Genomic DNA, 21,909 nt, shown 5'->3' on the forward strand with positions numbered 1-21,909 from the left:
GGCTCCTGTTCCTGTTCCATGGCTCTATTCTAGGGTCCTGTCCTATACGTTCTGTCCTATTTGTCCAGCCAGGTACGCATCATCGATAACAGCTGTCCGCTGTTCACCGGCTTGGTAATATAATCCGAGCAGCCTGCTTCCAGGCACAGCTCCCGGTCCCCCTTCATTGCCTTGGCGGTAAGCGCAAGAATCGGGAGGTCCCTCCATTCCGGCTTCTCCCGGATCGCCCGGGTCGTCTCGTAGCCGTCCATTCCCGGCATCATGATGTCCATCAGGACAATTCCGATATCCGGCGTCTGCTCCAGCAGCGTGATCGCATCCTGGCCATTCTCCGCAGGGATCACCTTCATCTGATGACGCTCCAGAATAGAGGTAAGCGCAAAGATGTTGCGGATATCATCATCCACGACAAGCACCTTTTTATACTCGATCATCTCATCCGATTGATACAGCTTCACCAGCTTGTCTCTGGAGAGCGGCGGCAGATTCTCTGCCTTGCGGTGCAGGGCGAGGGTCGATTCATCAATCAGCTGGGCTTCCGATTTCACCTCTTTGAGCACCGCCATCTTGGCCAGCTCATCCCACTCGGTTTCTTCCTCCGGCGTCAGCTTCCGGTTCATCTGCACCAGCACGGGAATTCTCTTGTTCCTGGCGTTCTTGTACATCTCCCGGAGGAAGCGGATCAGATTCATGTCTGCCAGGCTGCTGTCCAGCACGATCGCATCGAACGTCTTGCTGTTCAGCTGGTTCAAGGCTTTGCGCCCGGTCTCTACAAGAGTGAGTGTAAGATCCGGATTGTCCAGCAGCTCGGCTATATGCTTGCGCTCCTGTTCATCCTGGACGGCGACCAGCAGATTAGCCGTGGTGTGATCCGCGAACCGGTTCAGCCGGTCCAGCGCATTCTCCAGCTCCTCATTGGTCACGGGCTTGCGGAAATAGTCGTAAGCCCCCTTCTGCAGCAGCTGCACCTCGTCTTCATCCACGGTCATTACGCAGACCGGAATATGCCTTACCCCGATATCGTTCTTGAGCTGCTGAAGCACCAGCCAGCCGTCCGTATCTCCGCCAAGATGCAGATCCAGCGTGATGGCCGACGGCTGGTATTTCTGAACCAGCTCCAGGACATCCCAGCCGCTGGTGGCGATAACCGCTTTAATTCCTTTTTTGTGGAGCATCCCCAGAATGATCTCGTTGAACTTCTGGTCATCCTCAACGATCAGGAACACCCGGTCTCCCGGTTCAATCCCATCGCGGTCATCCGCGAAGGGCTCCTCTTCCGGCTTGACAAGGCTGCTTCTGCGTTTGGCCGGGGTAATGTCAATGACCTCCGGAACATGAGCCTTCGGAGGCTCCGGTTCAGTGAATTCCGCATCTGTCGGCAGGTACAGGTTAAATACGCTTCCCTTGCCCACTTCGCTGTACAGGCTAATCTCGCCGCCGAGCATCTCGGCGATCTCGCGGGAGATGGCAAGCCCGAGACCTGTTCCGCCATATTCCCGGTTTGTACTGCCGTCCGCCTGCTGGAACGCTTCGAAGATAATCTGCTGCTTCTCCGCCGGAATGCCGATTCCCGTATCACTTACCGAGAAGCAGATGACCGTTGCCGCCCGCTCAAGCGACTCCTTATCCGGGTGCCACCCGTCGGCCGCTTTGCGGATCTGCAGCATAATCTGTCCCTGCTCGGTGAACTTGAAGGCGTTCGACAGCAGGTTCTTCAGGATTTGCAGCAGACGCTTGGAATCCGTAGCGATGCTGGCCGGTACACCGGGATCAATCTTGATCCGGTAGTCGAGCTTCTTGGCATCCACCATATGGCGGAAAGAACGGTCCAGCCCGTCCGTGAGCTCCGCCAGCGAGACTTCGCTGAAATCCGGCGTGATCGTGCCGGATTCGATTTTGGACAGATCGAGGATATCATTAATCAGGTTCAGCAGCTCCAGCCCGGAATCCTGAATCGTCTTGGCGAACTTCACCTGCAGCTCATGCAGATTCTCATCCGGATTCTCGGCCAGCTGTTCTGCCAGGAGCAGCAAGGAATTCAGCGGCGTGCGCAGCTCATGGGACATGTTGGCCAGGAATTCGGATTTGTACTTGGAGGTCAGGGCAAGCTGCTCCGCCTTCTCCTCCAGGTAACGCTTGGCCACCTCCACCTCATGGTTCTTGCTCTCCACCTCTGCCTTCTGGAGTACGAGCAGCTTCGCCTTATCCTCCAGCTCGTCATTCGTGCTCCGCAGCTCCAACTGCTGCTTCTGCAGCTCCTCGGTGAGCGACTGGGATTGAATCAGCAGCTCCTCTGTACGCTGGTTCGCCTGCATCGTGTTGATCACACTGCCGATGGATTCCGTAAGCTGATCCAGGAAGGCGATATCGATATCGCTGTAGGGACGGAAGGTCGCCAGTTCCAGAATCGCCAACACCTGATCCTCGAAGATGATCGGCAGCAGAATGATATTAAGCGGCGTCGCTTCTCCCAGTGCGGACGAGATCATCACATAGTCGCCCGGAACGTTGGTTAATAGAATCCGCTGCTTCTCAATCAGGCACTGGCCGACCAGCCCCTGCCCCGCCCGGAATTCGTTCGCCAGATGCTTGCGGTTCTGATACGCATAGCTGGCGAACAGCTTCAACACCGCTTCCCCGCCGGAGGGTTCATTAATGTAGAAGACGCCATGCTGCATCGATACCAGCGGAGCCAGCTCGGACAGGATCATCCTGCTGACTGCATACAGATCACGCTGCCCCTGGAGCATCCGCGAGAACTTGGCCAGATTGGTCTTCAACCAGTCCTGCTCGGTGTTGATGCGGGTCGTCTCCTTCAGATTACGGATCATCTCGTTGATGTTATCCTTGAGCGTGGCAACCTCCCCGGAGGCGGACACATCAATCGCCCGTGACAGATCGCCGTTAGTCACTGCTGTAGCCACATTGGTGATGGCCCGCACCTGTGTGGTCAGCGTACTCGCCATGTAATTGACGTTGTCGGTCAGATCACGCCAGGTGCCCGCAGCCCCCGGCACGCTGGCCTGCCCGCCCAGCTTCCCTTCAGCTCCAACCTCGCGGGCCACGGTAGTCACCTGATCAGCGAAGGTGGCCAGTGTCTCGATCATGTTATTAATCGTATCCGTCAGCTCGGCAATCTCGCCCTTAGCCTCAACCGTCAGCTTCTGCTTCAGGTTACCGTTCGCCACTGCCGTCACGACCTTGGCGATTCCCCGCACCTGATCGGTCAGATTGGTGGCCATGATATTCACGTTGTCAGTCAGATCCTTCCAGATGCCCCCGACACCGCGCACCTGGGCCTGTCCGCCCAGCTTCCCGTCCGTGCCGACCTCGCTCGCTACACGCGTCACCTCGGAGGCGAACGAATTCAGCTGATCCACCATCGTATTGATCGTGTTCTTCAGCTCCAGCAATTCGCCTTTGACATCCACCGTAATCTTCTTGGACAGATCCCCGTTCGCGACCGCCGTCGTTACACCGGCAATGTTGCGCATCTGAATCGTCAGGTTGCTCGCCATGAAGTTCACCGTATCGGTCAGATCCTTCCAGGTGCCGGAGACATCCTTCACCTCGGCCTGTGCGCCAAGCTTGCCGTCCGTGCCCACCTCGCGCGCTACACGCGTCACCTCGGAGGCGAAGATGGAGAGCTGGTCCACCATCGTGTTGATCGTATTTTTCAGCTCCAGAATCTCGCCCTTGACGTCTACGGTGATCTTCTTGGACAGGTCGCCCTTGGCTACCGCCGTGGTCACATCTGCAATATTACGCACCTGGTCCGTCAGATTGCGGGCCATGTTATTTACGCCTTCGGTCAAGTCCTTCCAGGTGCCGCCGACTCCCTTTACCTGCGCCTGGCCGCCGAGCTTGCCGTCTGTACCGACCTCGCGCGCTACACGCGTTACCTCGGAGGAGAACATGGAGAGCTGGTCGACCATCGTATTGATCGTGTTCTTCAGCTCCAGAATTTCGCCTTGCACATCCGCAGTGATTTTCTTGGACAGATCCCCGTTCGCCACCGCTGTCGTTACCACCGCGATGTTGCGCACCTGATTCGTCAGGTTGGACGCCATATAGTTCACGCTCTCGGTCAAATCGCGCCAGGTCCCGGCTACGCCCTTCACCTGCGCCTGTCCGCCCAGCATCCCTTCAGTGCCAACCTCACGCGCCACGCGCGTTACCTCGGAGGCGAAGATCGACAGCTGCTCCACCATGGTGTTAATGGTGTTCTTCAACTCCAGAATCTCGCCGGTCGCATTCACCGTAATCTGCTTCGACAGATCCCCCTTCGCCACGGCTGTCGTTACTTCGGCGATATTGCGCACCTGATCCGTCAGCGTGCCCGCCATGAAGTTCACGCTGTCGGTCAGATCCTTCCAGGTCCCGGAGACGCCCTTCACATCGGCCTGTCCGCCGAGAATCCCTTCCGTAGATACCTCGCGCGCCACACGCGTGACCTCGGAGGCGAAGTTGCTGAGCTGGTCCACCATGATGTTAATCGTGCTTTTCAGCTCCAGAATCTCGCCCTTCGCATCGACGGTAATCGTCTTCGACAAGTCGCCCTTGGCTACCGCCGTGGTCACTTCCGCGATATTGCGCACCTGATTCGTTAAGTTGGATGCCATATAGTTGACGCTTTCGGTCAAATCCCGCCAGGTGCCGGACACGCCCTTAACGTCGGCCTGCCCGCCAAGAATGCCTTCCGTACCGACCTCGCGCGCCATCCGGGTCACCTCGGAAGCAAAGGTCGATAACTGATCCACCATGATATTGATCGTGTTCTTCAGCTCCAGAATTTCACCCTGCACATCGGCGGTAATCTTCTTCGACAGATCGCCGTTGGCCACCGCCGTGGTCACCACCGCGATGTTCCGCACCTGGTTCGTCAGGTTGGACGCCATGTAGTTGACGCTCTCGGTCAAATCCCGCCAGGTGCCGGAGACATCCTTCACATCGGCCTGTCCGCCGAGCTTGCCTTCGGTCCCGACCTCACGCGCCACCCGGGTCACCTCAGAGGCGAACATGGAGAGCTGGTCCACCATCGTGTTGATCGTATTCTTCAGCTCCATGATTTCGCCCCGTGCATTGACTGTAATCTGCTTCGACAGATCGCCGTTCGCTACGGCCGTGGTCACCGCCGCGATATTGCGCACCTGATCCGTAAGATTCGTCGCCATATAATTGACGCTATCCGTCAGGTCCTTCCAGGTCCCGGAGACCCCCTTCACATCAGCCTGTCCGCCCAAAATACCTTCGGTACCCACCTCACGCGCCACGCGTGTAACTTCGGAGGCGAACGTGCTGAGCTGATTCACCATCATATTGATATTGCTTGCCGTTCGCTGGAACTCGCCGGTAAGCGGCCGTCCTTCAATCGCGAGCTCCACCTGCTGGGACAGATCGCCCTTGGCTACGGCGTTAATGACCCGGACCATCTCGCTGGTCGGCTGAATCAGGTCAATCACCAGTCCGTTCAAGGAATCGGTCACCGTCTCCCAGGACCCGCCCAGATTCTTTTGCACGAACCGTCTGGACAGATTCCCTTCCTTGCCGACCACTCTGGCCACCGTCTGAACCTCGTTCACCAGGCTCTCCTGAATATCCATAATCTCGTTGAACGTATCCGCTACCTTACCGGCGATTCCCGTCCGGTCATACGGCATCCGGTGGGAGAAATTGCCCTTCTTCATCGCCATCAAGGCGCTCAGCAGTTCACCGGCGTCTATTCCATCGCCCTGGTTTTCTTTAATTTGGTTGTCATCGCTCATAGTATCAACCCTGCCCCTTATTCAGCACGTATTTTTGCATGACCTGTTGTATAGCCTCCAGCCTGACCGGTCTGGCGATGACATCTTCTACGCCACCGGTCCATGATACTCCTGAACGACAATTGTAAAAACAAACGTAGCCCCGGGTTCATCCGACGGCTCCACCCGGATACTTCCGCCCATCAACTCCACCAGAGCTTTGCTGATCGATAAGCCAAGCCCCGTGCCTTCGAACCTGCGTGTGGTAGAGGCGTCGAGCTGGGAGAAGGGCTGGAACAGCTCGCCGATTTTATCCGGGGGAATCCCGATTCCTGTGTCTCTGATTGTGAATTCAAGTGTAAGCTTCTCCGCCGGTCCCTCCTGCTTGTTAACCATTATGTATACACTGCCTGCATGGGTGAACTTCACGGCGTTGCCTACGAGATTATTCAGTACCTGGCGGAGGCGGTTCACATCTCCCACCAGATCAGGCGGCACAGCAGGATCAATCTCCACCACCATATCAAGCTTCCGCTCACGGGTCCTCGCGGTGAATAGGGCAACCGTCTCGCTCAGGCAGTCTTGCAGGGAGAACGGCGCCGCTTCCACCACCAGCTTCCCGGATTCCAGCTTGGAATAATCAAGAATGGGATTGATCACCGACAGAAGGGCATTGCTGCTTGTATGGATAATCCCCGCCATCTCACAATATTCCTCCGGCAGATCCGAGGCGAGCAGCAGATCAGACATCCCGATGATCCCGTTCAGCGGCGTGCGGATTTCATGGCTCATCATCGCCAGGAACTCCGATTTCACCTTGGAAGCAATTTCTGCGGCTTCCTTGGCTTCCCTCAGCTCCTGATTCGTCTTCTCCAGCTGCCGGGCCTGCTGCTTCAGCATCTCGCTCTGGAGCTGCAGCTTCTTATTCGCTTCATACATGCTGACGTAACCCTCAATTTTGGACTTGAACAGCTGCGGGACGAAGGGCTTCGTCATGTAATCCATCGCACCGACAGAGTAGCCGGCGAAGATATCCTCCATCGTAGTACTGTTCGCGGACATGAAAATAATCGGCACCACATGATTCTTCTCCCGGGTACGGATAAGGCGCGCCGTCTCCAGCCCGTCCATGCCCGGCATTTGCACATCCATCACAATGACGGCGAATTCCTCCTCCAGCAGACAACGTAAAGCTTCAATCCCGGAATAGGCCCGAAACAACCGGTAAGGCTCTCCGCGGAGAACGGCCTCAAGGGCAAGCAGATTCTCGGGATGATCGTCTACGAGCAGGATGTTGACCGGAAAATCCATGAGAACCCTCACTTTCCAGCTTGTGGCATGCCTTGCGTTTATATTTCGAAAATATAGCTTATATACCCAAAATTTCAAATCCCGAAACTCAGGTCTGCTGGTAATTCACCGCTGTAATCAGGCACTTCCGGCACAGAAAAGCATAATAAATCCCCTCGTCCTCCGCCACCTGGCCCATATCCGCCTGCGCCGCAAAAGTCATCGTCTGTGCGCAGCAGGGACAGGGCGGATAGTCCGCATCCTGAATCCAGGCCGGATGACCTCCGATCTGCGAGGCCGGTGCCTCCAGAACCCAGTATGCACTCTCATATGTGCCTGCCGGCTGTTCCGACAGCTGCATGACATGCCATGTGTTGAACGCCAATGCTCCTCCTGTATTGTCAGGCAGATATCCGGGAACAGCATTATATTCACTCCATGAATACCCGCCCTCCAGGTCGGCCTTCATATATACAGTGCCATAACAGTTGCAGTGCATACAGGCTGCAATCCTCAGACGCTTGCCGGGCAGCTCCATGAACCTAACCTGCGGATGCTGTAAATCGTAATCGAATAAGACAGTTAGCGCACCTCCGCACCAAGGACAGGCGTCCGTTCCTGTCTGGAGCATTTGAACGGCCGCCGGAGCGCCGGGGGCTTCCGGGGTGTCTTCCCTGCTTACCAGGAAGGGGTAACATTCGGAATGGTACAGCTGTCTTTTGCCGCCTCCGGCATCCAGCTCCCAGCCTGCTTCAAGGGCATATGTCTCGGGCGCCTGATATAACGCTGCTGCCCACTCCGGCGGGGACTGCCGCCATGCCGCGAACAGCCTGACCACCTCTTCATCGCCAATCCAGGCCAGCGCCAGCAGCAGCAGATTACGGTTAACCGGATCGGACTCCACCTGGGCAATGAACCGGTCCCGGACCTTCGCGTCAGCATCCTTGAAAAGAATCGCGGGTGCATAATTCCCTGTGCGGAGGAGCATTTCCAGACCCGGCCCAAGCTGTGTATCCGTGAAGCAGAGGAGGGACACCAGAACCATCTCCGCCTGGTCTATATCCTCTTCTTCCAATAAATGAACGGCATAGCTCTCCATCCGTTCTCTCTCTTCCTCTGTCAGATCATGATACAGCTCCTGTGCAGTCCGGGGGTAAGGAACTTCCTTGATCAGCGGGTCAGGCTTCCGGGGGCTGTGCATAATGGTGAGAATTTCAACCGGATCATGGATACCCGCATACCTGTTCACCTCTTTGCGGTTCTGTTCAATATAAGCCTGTCTTTCCATCGCTTTCTTCTGCTGGTAGCAGGGCATACAGATGCCTCCGGTCTTCAGTGCGGTTGCTGGAAGAATCTTTCCCGTGCAGCCGGGGGTCTGACAAGGCAGACGTTCGCTCATATCCTCTCTCTCCCTTCATGATCAGTACGCAGTATGCCCTCATTATAATAGATACGGACCTTCCGATCGAATGTAGCCCCGCTCCCGCCTGCAAGGGACGAACTTCCAGAATCTAGATTACAAATTCAGCCTTAACCCTTGACTGTTCGCCCGCCATCTAAGATAATAACAACCTCTGCCGTAATCCATGCAGGACAAGACTAACATTGACAGGACAATTGACAGGAAAAGGGGCGGTCGTCATCAGCTGGTTAAATGATCTCTACAAATTACAGAAGAAGGAGCCGGCCAAAGACGCCGAGCCTGCTCTAGTCAATGCGATCTTCCGCATGTATGACCGGTTCAAACGGCTCGGTCTCACCGAACGGCTCGGCCAGCAGGATATGTCGCTGGATGTTGCCGACGCTTATATCCATGGCCGGAATGCCATGATTGAAGCCGGAGTCGGCATCGGCAAATCCTTCGCCTACCTGATTCCCGGCCTGCTGATTAACCAGCTCTCCCGGCAGCCGGTCATTATCGCCACCTCGTCCATCCAGCTCTCCGAACAGATCCATAAGGATCTGCGGTTCATCGGCAGCCGGCTCGGCTTCTCCATGGTCCGCTCTGTAGTCGGCAAGGGCATGGGGCAATATGCCTGCCGGTACCGGGTAGCGAACCTGTTCCCGTCCGGGGAGTCCGGCTCCCCGCTCACGGTAATGGCAGAACGTATCCTGAATGCAGAAATCAACGAACGGGCAGACCTGAAGGGCGGGGTCAGTGATGCCTTATGGTCTAACGTGTGTGTGACGGATTGCAAGTTCGAGCACTGCCACTACAAGCATACCTGCACCTTCTACGACATGCGGGCCAAGATCAATGCGGCCCCGGGCGAGATGGACTTCATCATCGTGAATCAGGACCTGCTGATCCGTGACCTGATCAAGAAAAAGGAAGGGACCAAGGGCCTGATCGCTGAACGCCCCGCGCTGATCATTATAGATGAAGCGCATAATCTGGAAGCCAAGGTTAGAGATGCCCAGACGCTCGAATTCACCTTCCGGCAGATCTCCCGGGTGCTGGAGGATGCTATGCAGCTGCTCTTTAAGCAATCCGCAGACCGCAGCCTGATGAAGTCCTTCCAGTTTGTCCGTCGCTGTGCCAAAGAGGTATTCAGACAGATTGAAGCAGACCTGCTGCACACGGCGAAGCAGGACACTGACCGGATTAAAGTATCGGAGATTACAGGAGTCCCGCTGCAGCAGGCCGTGCAGCTTCTGCAGGATTTCCGCCTCAGTCTCTCGGTGCTGACTTCCCGGCATGAACGGGAGATTGACAATACCTTCGAAGCGGTGAACGGAATGATTGACCTCTTCCAGGTGCTTGCCGGGACGGAGGACAACTATCTGCTCTGGGCCAGCCAGCCCCGGGGAGAAGCTGCCGTCAGCATCTGCCCCAAGGGGATCAGCCGATTCCTGAAATACAGTCTGTTTAGCGGCAAAACCTCTGTCATCCTGACCTCCGCAACCCTCAGCCAGTCCGGTGACACGCTGGAGGAGCAATACGCTTATCTGTCCCGCTCGCTGGGCTACAGGGGGGAGTATATGGAGCGTCAGGCTTCACCGTTCGATTATGACAACCACACGATGATGTATATTGCCAAAGACGTTCCTTACTATAACCACCATAACCGGGAAGCTTATCTGGAAGCGGCGTATAAGGAGCTGCTGCGGCTGTGCAATGTAACGGACGGGCGGACGCTGGTGCTTTTTTCGGCCAAAGAGGATATGAAATACATTCACAAGAAGCTGAGTGGGGAGAAGCTGAAATGGGCGCTTCATATGCAGCGGGAAGGCTCGTCCCAAGACGGGGTGATCGCTGAGTTCCGGGCGAGTAAGGGCGTGCTGCTGAGTACCGGTGTGTTCTGGGAAGGCGTGAATATCGAGGGTGCAGATCTGTCGCATCTGATCGTCTTCCGGCTGCCGTTCCCGGTTCCGGCTGATCCTGTCTACGAATACAAGGCGGAGCAGGCAGCGAATCCGCTCATGGAGGTCTATGTGCCGGACATGCTGCTCCGCCTGCGGCAAGGTACCGGGCGCCTGATCCGCAGCGAGACAGACCTCGGCGTGCTCAGCATTCTGGATTCGCGCCTGTCGGCTGGAGCCCGCAACCCATATCGGGAGCAGGTCCTTGCCGCGCTGCCGTTCACCAAGGTGACGGAGGAGTTCGGGGTGCTGGAGAAGTTTGTGCGCGAGAAGGGAATTCACCGGTGACCGTCAATCACCACTTCATCAGCTTCCGGATCTCTGACGCCAGTCTATCCGCCGCTTTGCGATGCGTCACCTGCGAAGGATGATAATCAACAGCGTGGCCGTCCGCCTCTAGCTGCACCTCGAATTTCATCACCGAGATTCTGCTGTCACCGGTTTCCCGGGCATAGCGGCCAACCGCCTGCTCCAGAACAGGATACAGCCTGTCCCCCATGATCCCCAGCGTACACAGAATGGTCGAATCGGGATTATTCCGTCTGACCATTTGTAGAAAAGCGACATAGTTCTCTGCATAATCCGCCTGCTTGGCAGGGTCATCCTTCGTGTACGAATCGTCGTTGGTCCCCAGATTAATGACGATCAGCTCCGGCGTAAATCTGCTGAAATCCCAAGCTATCTCCTGAGGCAGCAGACTGCCGCCGAACCTCCCTTCTGACTTGCCTACCTTCTCGTAGTAATCGGGCAGAAGATGCGTGGTGAGCTTCTGATCATTTTCGGTATAGCCGGTAATAATGCCGTATCCGCTATAACACACCATACTGTAATCCGCACCAAGCTGCTCTGCGCTCAGGTAGGCATAAGCCTTCGTTACATCTTCTGTAGCCGTAGAAAAGGTATGCAGCGCTTCTTCATCATCCACACCATACCCGCAGGTAATGGAATCGCCGATGAATTCGATCGTATGCTGCGGAGATGGAGTCGGCTTAATCCCTTCCTCAGCCTGCACCGCGATCTCCGCAATGCCAACCGTTGACATGGCCGCTTCAGACAGCTTCGTAATTCTTACAGTAACCGCTTGCACCGTGTCGCTTTCGAACACTGTATACGTTTTGCGCGGCTGATCCACCTGATCGTCTATCACCCGCTGGCCGTTAACGCTGATTCCGATCCGGGCCAGATTGTTGCCGGTTACAGCGATATCATCGCCTTGCAGAGTGATCCGGGCCGCCCGGCCGTAGAATGAGAATTCCACTCCGCTCCCCGAAAGAGCCAGCCACAGCACCTCCCCCATCCAGTGGGTCCGTCCGATGAGTCTGACCTGATTAGCTGCCGGTTGGTACGTTTGCATCTGGGACATTCCATAACCTTCCTTCTCTCGTTTCTATTCGTAACAGTAGCAAAGGCGCTTTATATTAGCAATGATATGTTAAGATATTAAGTACTTGTCAAGAAAAAGGAGGCTATCCATGGACATCCCCAGAGGGACCTATGGCTTTCGCTTTGCCGAAGATAAGGAGCTGCAGCTGTGCGTATTGTTCGCAGCCGGTTATGATTCCGTCTCCGATCCCGCATACCGCTGGGACGGGATGGAGCGCAGCGACGGCCCGCTGCTGCTGTTCCAGTACACGCTCTCCGGGGAGGGCGTGTTCGAGTCAGAGAACCGGTCCTACCGGGTCCGGGCCGGACAGGCTCTGCTGGCGGAAATCCCGGGACCTCACCGGTATTACTATCCGCCGGATGCGGCAGAGCCCTGGGAGTTCCTGTTCCTCCTGCTGCGCCCAAGCCTGATCCTGCCCCACTGGCGCAGATTCCTGCGCGAAGCGGGCGAGGTGCCCCGGCTGCCCGCAGATTGTGCCCCTGTCCGGCTGGCGCGGATGATTGTCATGGATGCCGGAGCGGGCAGAATCTCCGATCCGCTGATCGCCTCGTCCAGCGTCTATCAATTCATGACCGAATTGACCCGAATGCAGGCGGCTACGCTGCGCGACAGGGACAACTGGTCAGAGAATATCAAGCGCGCCGCCGCATACATCGAGCAGCATTATTCGCAGATGATCAGCATCGACCAGCTGTCGGAGCATGTCTCCCTGTCCAAGTATCATCTCATCCGCCGCTTCTCGGCCAGCACCGGCCATACGCCCGGCGCTTATCTGACCCGGGTCCGTACGGAGAAGGCGATGGAGCTGCTCCGGGGGACGAGCTTAAGCATTGAAGCTATTGCGCAGCAGATCGGCTACTCCAGCGGAAGCTACTTTATTAAGGCGTTCCGCAGCCTGACTGGGCTGACCCCGGGCGATTTCCGCAGTGGGGGCGAGAGCCTGACTTACCGCCAGCTCTTTTTTGACTAAGCGCAATATAGTGCTATTCGGCTTATAAGATTACTATAGATATTGGATTTATCCTTGATTATGATGGACTTATGAGGAGCAATAATCCATCTGATAAGGAGATTACACAATGAATCATAAGCTTGCAGCACCTGTCCCCCCGCTGGGCTGGAACAGCTGGGATTGCTACGGCGCAGCCGTAACCGAAGCGGAAATCCGCGGCAATGCGGAATATATGGCCGAGCATCTCAAAGACTTCGGCTGGAGCTACATTACCGTTGACATTCAGTGGTATGAGCCTGGTGCCGTGTCCTCCCTGTACCGCCCCTTTGTCCCGCTGGTCATGGATGAATACTCCCGGCTGATGCCTGCCGAGAACCGCTTTCCTTCCGCAGCAGGCGGTCAGGGCTTCAAGCCGCTGGCCGACTATGTCCACAGCCTGGGACTGAAATTCGGCATTCATATTATGCGCGGTATCCCGCGCCAGGCCGCTCATGCAGGCACCGCTATTCTCGGTACGGAAGCAACTGCCCGCGAGATCGCGCACACGAACTCCATCTGTCCGTGGAATACAGATATGTACGGTGTCGATGCTTCCAAGGAGGGAGCGCAGGAGTATTATAACTCGCTCTTTGAACTGTACGCGCAGTGGGGCGTCGATCTGGTCAAGGTGGATGACATCGCCGCTTCCAGACTATACGATACCCATCAGCAGGAGATTGCACTGATCTCCCGGGCAATCGAGAACTGCGGCCGCCCCATGGTCCTGAGTCTCTCCCCCGGCCCGGCTCCGGTAGAATACGCACAACATTTCACCGGACACGCCAACATGTGGCGCATCACGGATGATTTCTGGGACCGCTGGGAGCTGCTGCTGGACATGTTCAGCCGCTGCCGCAGCTGGCAGGGCATCCCGCAGGCCGGCTCCTGGCCGGATTGCGACATGCTGCCGCTCGGCCACATCGGCGTCCGCTCCGTTGACGGCGGCGGGGATGACCGCTGGACCCGCTTCACCCGGGACGAGCAGCTGACGATGATGTCGCTGTGGAGTATTTTCCGTTCGCCGCTGATCTTCGGCGGTGAGCTGCGGGACAATGACGACTGGACCCTGTCGCTGCTCACCAACCGCGAGGTGCTGCGCATGCAGCGCGAGAGCCATGGCGCCAGGGAAGCCCTGTACCGCGATGAGCTGATCGTCTGGACCGCTGCTCATGACGACGGCACCCGGTATGCGGCCGTCTTCAACACCAGCAACAGTCCGCTGCCGGTTGACCTGAGCCTCGAAGAGATCGGCCTCGGCGGCGCAGCCGCAGGTACGGAGCTGTGGAGCCAGACGCCTGCTGAGCTTAGCGGCGGCGTGCTACAGACCACCGTGCCTGCGCATGGGGTGCGGTTGTATAGCTTTTTATAGTAGAAGCCAGGAGAAAGCCGGGAGTCCCGCATGATCAGGACTCCCGGCTTTTATTTGCTCCCCGCATGGTTTCATCAGCCCCCGCAGCGGTTATCGTTACATAGAACGGTTATCGCAGACACATCCTAAGACAGAACCTGCACTTAGAAGGGAGACATACAGATGAAGGATGATACAAAAGCTCCGCTTGACGGACGCACCGCAGGTGTCCACCCGATCCCGGAGGGCGAATCCAGTCCGGCGGACGGTCAATCGGAGACAGACAAGCTGGATGAGCTCGTAGGCGCCGTGCTGGGGAATGACCCGGAGGTAGCGGCTCCCGGCCTTGCACCAGACCCGGAAGAGAAGAAGAACCGCAAGAATCCGTAGCCTTGTGACGAGGCAGTACACAGCCGGGCCGGACAAGAGTATCTCTTATCCGGCCCGGCTATTTTATATGCTGATCCTGCCCCCTACTCCTCTAACTCCTTACCATACCCGCGATTCAGCGCTTCACGATAATATAGTGACCCTATGGCAATATCAAAGGCAGCCATTCCCATCGGATTGAACATGACCGCTTCCTCCTTCGGGAATTTCGCCAGCGCGTTGCCGCAGACCACCTCGACGATGGACGCCGTGTCTTCCTTCCGCAGCCCTCTTTGATGATGCATATGTTCAATATCCGTATTCGCACGGCACACTTCATCCCAGTCATCGACAATAATGGCAGAGGTGTAGCTTAAGATAGCCGGGGTGAAATCGCGCAGTGACACGTTCAGCAGCAGACTCTGGTCTTTGGGCTTACGGTCAATATAACCGGAGCTGGAAATTGTACAGGTGATGAACAGATCAGCCCCTTCGTAGGCTTCCTCCCATGAATCCACGGGACGCACCCTTGTCCCAAGCTCTTCCGGGATATGATCCAGAGCACCCGGATTCTGATCAAAGATCCGAACCTCCTCCAGCCGGTCCCCGAGCAGCTGATTCAGCATCGACAGATGGAGCTGACCGATCGGTCCGAACCCTACAATACCGGCAATAATTTTACTCGCAAAAGGGTGTACCTTCTCGTATTCCCGGATCATCAGTCCACTGACTGAAGCTGTGCGAATCCCGGAGATAAGCGGACTGTTGATGATAGCCACCGGCTTCCCGCTGCCGGAATCATTCAGTATCGTAACCGAGTGGGCACGGGGAAGCTGCCTGCCATGGTTACCGGGAAAACTGGCGATCCACTTGATGCCTGCCATCCCGATCTCTCCGCCCACATAAGCGGGCATGGCAATAATCCGGCTGCTTGGATCTTTATCAAAGAGCAGATAAGGTTTGATCGGCTGGGAGAATTCGTGCGCTGCCATCACTTGGACAGTACTCCGTATCGTATCCATGCACAGTGCCCAGGGAAGATTCATCTGCTCCAGGTTTGTGGTATTCAGATATAACATGCTCAAGGCCTCCTCAGCTTATAGGTCTGGCTGCAATGTGCAAGCCGATCGTATTCTGGATTTCACTGCACTTCTGCTCAGCCTGCTCTGCATCGTCCCCTCCAACCATCACTCTGCCAATCCAGTCAAAATTAGATCTCGGAAAGGACACCTCGCGCCCGGCAGCAATGAAATGCGATCGCAGAATGTCCGCACGCCCCTCTAATTCCTTAAGCCCCGTAACCTCAATCAGCCTGCCGTCAACCGGGGAACAGAATTCCCGTGAAGCAGCGCCACGCGTGACGCTCGGCGTCAACTCCGGGGCCTCTCCCATATGCATACGAAGCACTTCACGCGGCAGGTCAATGCCGGTTGCGTATTTAATCATCTCCGGAACAGGCCCGCCTACCATCCGCGGATTGAATTCAATAATCTTGGGACCATCAGGAGTGAGAGCAACCTCTGTATGTGTGGGGCCAAAGTCAACCCCAAGCGCATGCAGTCCCCGGCGGACCACCTCCACAATCTCCGCCTCATGGCTTAGCCGAACCGGAAAGCTGGCGCCAGTCTCTACAAAATAGGGAAATCCAACCAGCCGGCGGTCCGTAATCCCGATCAGGTGATCCTGCCCCTGATAAGTGACCATCTCCACACTGACCAGAGGCCCGGCTGCATATTCCTCAATGAGCACATCCGTACTTCCATAGAGATTACGCCCGAAATCCCTGTTGTTCACATAGCTCTCGTAAGCCTGGCGCAGCTCTCGCTCATTGTTGACAAAGACCACCCCAATACTCATAGCCCCGTCACACGGCTTAACGATACAGGGATAACCCATGGAATGGGCATGTCTGCAAGCTTCCTCCACACTGCCTGCGAGCAGTGAACGGGGAACCGGAACGCCGCTCTGAACGCAGATTTCTCTGGATTTATATTTATTCCGGGCATTCTTGGCCGCCAGCGGCTGCATGGTCGGCACACCAATCGCATGCGCCGCAGCTGTTGCCTGAACCACGTAGAATTCCGCAAAAGACATCACTCCGGTCAAAGGGTTCGCTTGATGGTACGCTTTGACAAAGTCAACCACAGCTTCTTCATTAAAGGTGTCCACTTCATGAATGTAATCTACCAACCGGAGCGGATGGGACTCCAGCGGCTGACCCTTCAGGTAATGCTGAATATTCTGGGTCAGCAACGTTACGGTGTACCCCATCTCCTTGCAGGCCTGGATACCTGCGATAGACTCATTGCTTTCCACTAATAACAGGTGCTTCATGGGTTGTATCCTCCTTGTAGGCGGGCAGAATTTGCACTTCTTGCTCCAGATACCGCAGCAGCTGTGACAGCCGGGCTTGCAGCGATGCCGAATTCTCGCCAACGATGATTACGGTCATCACGGCATCCACGCTGGATTGAGCCGCGTCCAGCTGTTCGCCTGCTCTGACGCGGGGAACATATTCCTTCACCCATTCAAAGGGCAGCGTCTGCGGAATGGTCTCTACCGTTCCCGGACGTTTCGGCATTAGATATACCCCCGCTACCTGTGACGGCCTTGGCACCGGCAGCTTCAGCGGCAGTCCGCATTGCCCCCGGACCCACTCCCGGTTCAGATCAACGTCATACATGGCGCTGACCGACTCACTGATCCGCCCGCCTGCGGTCCGGCTGGCAATTTCACAGAATACCCATTCATCCTCCGGGGTATGGAACATTTCACAATGAAAGGTTGAGACGCCCGGTGAGGGCAAGGCTTCAATGACCTGCTGAACTTCATGAACCAGCCGCTCATACACCGCGCAGCCGGGGCTAAGCAATTCCACGAAGCAATCCTGCCGGAGAATCTCCAGCGGCTTGCAGGAATATTTGCCCACAGAAGCGAAACGGATCTCCTGGCCCATCATGAGCCCATCGATCTCATACATTTCTCCCTCTACGTAGGCTTCAACCATTAAGCCGCTGCTGAGGCCGCGTTCCCATACACCGTTCAATTGCTCCTGGGTCCGTATGATGTCCGTATTCATGGAGCCCATGCCGTCCACCGGTTTAACCACAACCGGCAAGCCGTGTTCCAGCACAAAATCATTCAAGTGAAGCGGTGAAGCCAGTCTGCGGAATGCCGGGCAGGATACCTGCGGGCTTACTAAGCTTTTCATCACGGCCTTATCCCTGTAAGCCACTGCACTCTCCAGCTGTTGACCAGGCAGGTGCAGCCGTTCACGCAGCCGGGCTGCACGAATGAGATCACTCTCATCGAGAGCGATGATCAGACGATAAGGATGTTCCTCATACAATCGTAACGCATCGATCTCTACCCGGTCATTGCTCACCCAGTTGTCGAACACCTGCACAAGGGCAAAGGGTTCCGTTATTTCACCATATGCCGGCGAAGTATACAGGTATACTTCTTCATCCAGATCCTCCAGCCAGGTCAGATAAGGAGCGAAGGCCCGCCTCCTCTGATTCAGAATTAATACCGCCATAGTTTCTCCTCCTCCTTGTGATGAACAGGTGACCGGTTTAGCATTACGTATAGTACAAGGGACAGCCCAGACAGAAGAGCTAGAGACAACCAGAAATAGGACAGCTTTCCGTATATGCTCCACATATGTATGAATTGCAGCCCGGTATATACACCGATTCCTTCTCCAAGGGCTGTGGACAATCCGATGACACTGAAATACGTAATACGCAGATCCGGGCGGGCAGCGTTAGAGACATACGCATCTATCGTGGGGATGAATAACATTTCAGCAAGGGTGAACAACGCAACGAATACGTAGTAGCCCCAGATCGAACCGATTATCGCATTCATTGAGAAAGAAATGCTGAATAGCAGAAACGCCAGCATCAGCCGGTATCCCTCACGCTGGCCGGACAACGCGGTATTCATCCATCGCCCGACGGGAATCTGCAGGAGCACCACAAGGATTCCGTTCAGCATCAGCAGACTCCCCAGCCTTTCCGGTGCGTTATAATAAGTGCCGATTAAATAAGGAAAGGAATTGAACAATTGGGTGAAGAAAAAGCAGCCAATCATATTGAAGAGCAGCACCTTTCGGAAGCTTTTATCGAGCAGAACGGTCTGATATCCTTTCCAGAAGCTTACCGGCTTCCGTTCCCGGTCCTGCAGACTACACCCGGGCGGGAAGATACTGAGCAGGATGGCACCCACAATATAAAACCCTCCAACGAAGGACAACGTGAAGCTCTTCAAGGAGCTTGTCAGAAGAAAGGAGCCGATTAAGGGCCCGGCAATGGCTGCACCGTTCGTATACATATTGGAATTCGCAAAATAAAACAAGGCATTGCCATCCTTACTCCCCACGAAGGATAAAGAGGCCTTGGAGGATAAGCCTCGGACAGAGTAGCCGATCCCTGCAACGATAAGCTGTATAGTAATCAACACCGGAGACTGCCAGAAATCCACCATAGCGATGGAGACTCCTGTTAGCAGGCAGCCGAACCACATGCATTTGAACGGGTCCATGTTGTCCAGCAAGGGTCCGGTAAGGAATCTCGCACTGCGGTATGACACAGTGAAGATCATGGTAACTACAGCGGTAACCGAAAGCGGCAGCCCTTTGACCTGAGACAGATAGACCGTTAATATCGCCGTCATAGCGTAGAAGCCAAGATGGGTAACCAGTGTGTTCAGACAAATGGAGAATATCGGCCGGGGCACCTTTAGCTTTCGGAAAAGGTTCATGTCCCTGCCCTCCTTGCAATCGGCACACCCATCTGCGCCTGTCTGTAGGCTGTCAAATCAGCGGTCATGCGGCCTATTAATTCCTCCGGGGAATGGCGCCGCTGTGATCCGCACACTTTGGCAGATTGGCTGCACAGATAACAGGAGCGCGGCGGGGCCCCGATCTCCCTCCTGCCCACCGCTCTTCCCGAGGGACTGTAAATATCCATATCCCAATAGGCGCTCAGCGGATGTCCCTGTTCGAATAATAAACAGAACCGTTTCAACGCTCTAGCTTCCCAGGATACCTGCATATAGGCTACGGGACCAACATCTAAGTCGGTCCGCTCCAAGGACAGCACCGCACAAGCTGCTGAAGCCAGCTCCTCCTGCAAAGCCCTGATACAGAGCTCGAACAATTCATAGGTGCAATCCAGCTTCTTGCATGGTCCGGGAATATTCATCATGATCTGTATCAGCGAACCTGCCGCCGGAACCCTCGCCTCTCTAAGCTCAGGGAGGCGCTCACGGTCACGAAGAATGGCAGACATAGCGGAATGGTTCTCCACACACTTCCCCCCTTCGATGCTCGTCCCACAAGTGCAGGGCAACCGTCATGGCCAGAAGATCGGCTGATCCCCCGGGCGACAAGGAACGAAGCTGGAAATCCTGCTCCATATTGCGGATATAGGCCCTGCCCTCAGAGGTGAACAGACTCCCCCGGTCCAGAGCCTCCAGCGCACACGCTTGCGTATAACTGATCCGTGCCTTGTCAAAGTCACGGTTCAGAAGCGTTGTATCCTGAACCACAGACATCAGTGAGAACAAGCAATGAATAACCGCCGTTCGCATATCCGCCCCCTGATCAAGCGCAGAACGGAAGGAAGGCAGGCCCTGCTGCAGAATGGAAGGAAATCCGTCGATCACTTCACCGCGAATACCTCTGATCCGCCATTCCTTGTACGCGCGTCCGCCTGTACTTGTAACCTGTGTCTCCTTCAGGATGTCCGTAAGCTGCTTGCGAAGCGGACTCCCGGCGATCCCTCCGGCCAGCCGGCAGATGTCCCGTGGTTCTGCGCCGCCGGATGGCCCTTGGCTGGTCATTCCCGCAGCCGCACATAGAATCAGTCCCAGAAAGATCGTTCCCTTGTGGGTATTCACTCCCCCGGTAGCCCTCAGCATGCCAGCTTCGGCACGCCGCCCGAGCTTCTGGAGCATCCTGAACAGATCTTCCGTTCCAGTTCTGTCAGCGGATTCTTCTATGCCCAAGCGGGCTGCTGCCTGGTAATATGGCTGAATGCGGAGTGCGCTTCTCAGAAAAGTGTAGATATCCATATCCCCGTGACAACCCGTGCTGACGGCGGAGACCAGTCCGGGAGAAGGCCAGCTCACAGCCTCCGCCAGAACACTGTAGGTCATCGCCTCTGCCAGCGAATAGGATGTATCCTGTTGCGAAGCTGTCACTTTACGCTCTCCGGGATGGCCGCAGGCCAGTGTTCACTCTGTAGACCGTACTGCTGAAGGAAGCTCCAGACCACCCGTTCCAGGCCAAGCCCGATGCAGCCCGACCATGTCTCGGAATGATCCTTAAGCCCGAAGTTAAAGGTCTTCGCAAAAAAATCACCGTGCGTGTCATAGGAAGCAATCGAAATCGTATCGTTCTTATACGGAATATCCGCACGAACCTCATATTTGACATGCTTCGGCACTTTGAAATTCTGTTTCACCTTACCCGGCAGAAAAAAAGGATCATTGGCTAAGGCACACCCGCCTTTCAGCCCTACCTCTTCCATCCACTCGATGGTCCACCCTAATGTCAAGTCACGCATCCGGGTAACATATTCGGGAGTACCCAGAAATACGAATTCACGCATAGTGAAATTCAATAACCGTTCAAGCAGATATACACGTTTCCCCTCATTGCGGAAGGACTGGCCTTTGAGTACAAAAGCGGTATTATCCTCAAACACCTGATCCTCCATCTCCATATAGACTTTATAGCACGGTGCGGATTGCAGAATATAGGGAGGCGTCTCCAGATAAGGTCCGCAGTCCTGGGGAAGCTTGCCGTTATTGGCTGAGACGTCCTCCGCGAAGGATATCATTTTGTCCTGGTCATGGCTGAGGTGGGTAGCCAGTAGCAGATGCATTGGCGCACTATGGAAGTAATTCATCTTCTCGGCGAAGGAAGCAGGCAACAAGACTGAATACTGCCGCTCCTGACAATCCCCGATCCTCCGGCCGACATAATCCACATAACTCTGGTCAAAATACTCCAGCAGACGGATGATCGGGCGATGGTAGGCCAACTCCTGATTCTTCAATAAAGTCAGCCACCCCTGCTCCAGCAGATCATCCGAGACATTCCGCTGATTGCCCGGTGTGCAGCAGGAGCACAGCCGCTCAAGCGGCGGCTCATGCAGCTCCACCACATTTAGCCCAGGCTCCTGCACTTCAGCGGATGATGCGGATGCCTCATCATGCTTTGGGGTGAAACGCTCCAGGAAACTAGCGACCTCCCGCTCGATCTGCTCCCTGGGACAAGACGATAAATAAGTGACGCTGATGCGCTTCCCTTGAATCGGATCGACCTGCACCTTATGGGCAGATACATGTTGCAGGAACATATGAGTGAAAACAGGGATTTGCAGCTTATTCAGAGTCACAGGCTCTGGCA

15 protein-coding genes are annotated in these 21,909 nt (G+C 55.7%); 4 read left to right on the plus strand and 11 right to left on the minus strand.

What is annotated here, in order from left to right; all coding sequences use genetic code 11:
* Positions 1-56: 56 nt before the first annotated feature.
* The 3 genes from MKY96_RS21175 to MKY96_RS21185 all read right to left on the minus strand — a co-directional run bounded on the left by MKY96_RS21175 (position 57) and on the right by MKY96_RS21185 (position 8,433).
* Positions 57-5,765: a HAMP domain-containing protein gene (locus MKY96_RS21175; protein ID WP_340943016.1), complete on the minus strand. Its 5,709-nt coding sequence runs from the start codon at positions 5,763-5,765 to the stop codon at positions 57-59.
* Positions 5,766-5,852: 87 nt separating this feature from the next.
* A complete protein-coding gene (locus MKY96_RS21180; RefSeq protein ID WP_340943017.1) occupies positions 5,853-7,055 on the minus strand; it encodes an ATP-binding protein in 1,203 nt (400 codons plus the stop codon).
* Positions 7,056-7,143: 88 nt separating this feature from the next.
* A complete protein-coding gene (locus MKY96_RS21185; protein ID WP_340943019.1) occupies positions 7,144-8,433 on the minus strand; it encodes a DUF1963 domain-containing protein in 1,290 nt (429 codons plus the stop codon).
* Positions 8,434-8,639: 206 nt separating this feature from the next.
* On the opposite strand from MKY96_RS21185, the gene MKY96_RS21190 reads away from it, so the two are divergent.
* The gene (locus MKY96_RS21190; protein WP_340943020.1) at positions 8,640-10,685 is read left to right on the plus strand and encodes an ATP-dependent DNA helicase; all 2,046 of its coding nucleotides are present in this window, start codon (positions 8,640-8,642) and stop codon (positions 10,683-10,685) included.
* Positions 10,686-10,692: 7 nt separating this feature from the next.
* On the opposite strand, the gene MKY96_RS21195 is transcribed toward MKY96_RS21190, so the two are convergent.
* Entirely contained in the window at positions 10,693-11,760 is a 1,068-nt protein-coding gene (locus tag MKY96_RS21195) for an SGNH/GDSL hydrolase family protein (protein WP_340943023.1), read from the minus strand.
* Positions 11,761-11,869: 109 nt separating this feature from the next.
* On the opposite strand from MKY96_RS21195, the gene MKY96_RS21200 reads away from it, so the two are divergent.
* The 3 genes from MKY96_RS21200 (at position 11,870) to MKY96_RS21210 (ending at position 14,510) form a co-directional block, all read left to right on the plus strand.
* Positions 11,870-12,751, plus strand: a complete 882-nt coding sequence (locus MKY96_RS21200; RefSeq protein WP_340943026.1) for an AraC family transcriptional regulator — start codon at positions 11,870-11,872, stop codon at positions 12,749-12,751.
* Positions 12,752-12,860: 109 nt separating this feature from the next.
* Positions 12,861-14,141, plus strand: a complete 1,281-nt coding sequence (locus MKY96_RS21205; protein ID WP_340943027.1) for a glycoside hydrolase family 27 protein — start codon at positions 12,861-12,863, stop codon at positions 14,139-14,141.
* A gap of 162 nt (positions 14,142-14,303) precedes the next feature.
* Complete coding sequence (locus MKY96_RS21210) at positions 14,304-14,510, plus strand: hypothetical protein (protein WP_340943028.1); 207 nt, start codon at positions 14,304-14,306, stop codon at positions 14,508-14,510.
* A gap of 83 nt (positions 14,511-14,593) precedes the next feature.
* Here MKY96_RS21210 and MKY96_RS21215 read toward each other — a convergent pair whose 3' ends face one another.
* From MKY96_RS21215 to MKY96_RS21245, 7 genes are read right to left on the minus strand one after another with little or no spacing between them, the layout of a single operon-like run.
* Entirely contained in the window at positions 14,594-15,568 is a 975-nt protein-coding gene (locus MKY96_RS21215) for a 2,3-diaminopropionate biosynthesis protein SbnB (RefSeq protein WP_340943030.1), read from the minus strand.
* Positions 15,569-15,581: 13 nt separating this feature from the next.
* On the minus strand, positions 15,582-16,823 hold the full coding sequence (locus tag MKY96_RS21220; protein ID WP_340943031.1) for an ATP-grasp domain-containing protein: 1,242 nt from the start codon (positions 16,821-16,823) through the stop codon (positions 15,582-15,584).
* Positions 16,792-18,027, minus strand: a complete 1,236-nt coding sequence (locus tag MKY96_RS21225; RefSeq protein WP_340943033.1) for a hypothetical protein — start codon at positions 18,025-18,027, stop codon at positions 16,792-16,794. The genes MKY96_RS21220 and MKY96_RS21225 overlap by 32 nt, the downstream gene beginning before the upstream one ends.
* Positions 18,015-19,253, minus strand: coding sequence for an MFS transporter (locus MKY96_RS21230; RefSeq protein WP_340943035.1), 1,239 nt, complete (start codon positions 19,251-19,253; stop codon positions 18,015-18,017). Before MKY96_RS21230 ends, MKY96_RS21225 begins: the two co-directional genes overlap by 13 nt.
* Positions 19,250-19,801: a citrate lyase holo-[acyl-carrier protein] synthase gene (gene citX, locus MKY96_RS21235; protein WP_340943038.1), complete on the minus strand. Its 552-nt coding sequence runs from the start codon at positions 19,799-19,801 to the stop codon at positions 19,250-19,252. The genes MKY96_RS21230 and citX overlap by 4 nt, the downstream gene beginning before the upstream one ends.
* On the minus strand, positions 19,764-20,696 hold the full coding sequence (locus tag MKY96_RS21240; RefSeq protein ID WP_340943039.1) for a triphosphoribosyl-dephospho-CoA synthase: 933 nt from the start codon (positions 20,694-20,696) through the stop codon (positions 19,764-19,766). Before MKY96_RS21240 ends, citX begins: the two co-directional genes overlap by 38 nt.
* The gene (locus tag MKY96_RS21245; protein WP_340943040.1) at positions 20,693-21,859 is read right to left on the minus strand and encodes a hypothetical protein; all 1,167 of its coding nucleotides are present in this window, start codon (positions 21,857-21,859) and stop codon (positions 20,693-20,695) included. The genes MKY96_RS21240 and MKY96_RS21245 overlap by 4 nt, the downstream gene beginning before the upstream one ends.
* Positions 21,860-21,909 lie beyond the last annotated feature (50 nt).

It is taken from the genome of Paenibacillus sp. FSL R7-0302, from assembly GCF_038006885.1.
Lineage (GTDB): Bacteria > Bacillota > Bacilli > Paenibacillales > Paenibacillaceae > Paenibacillus_AQ.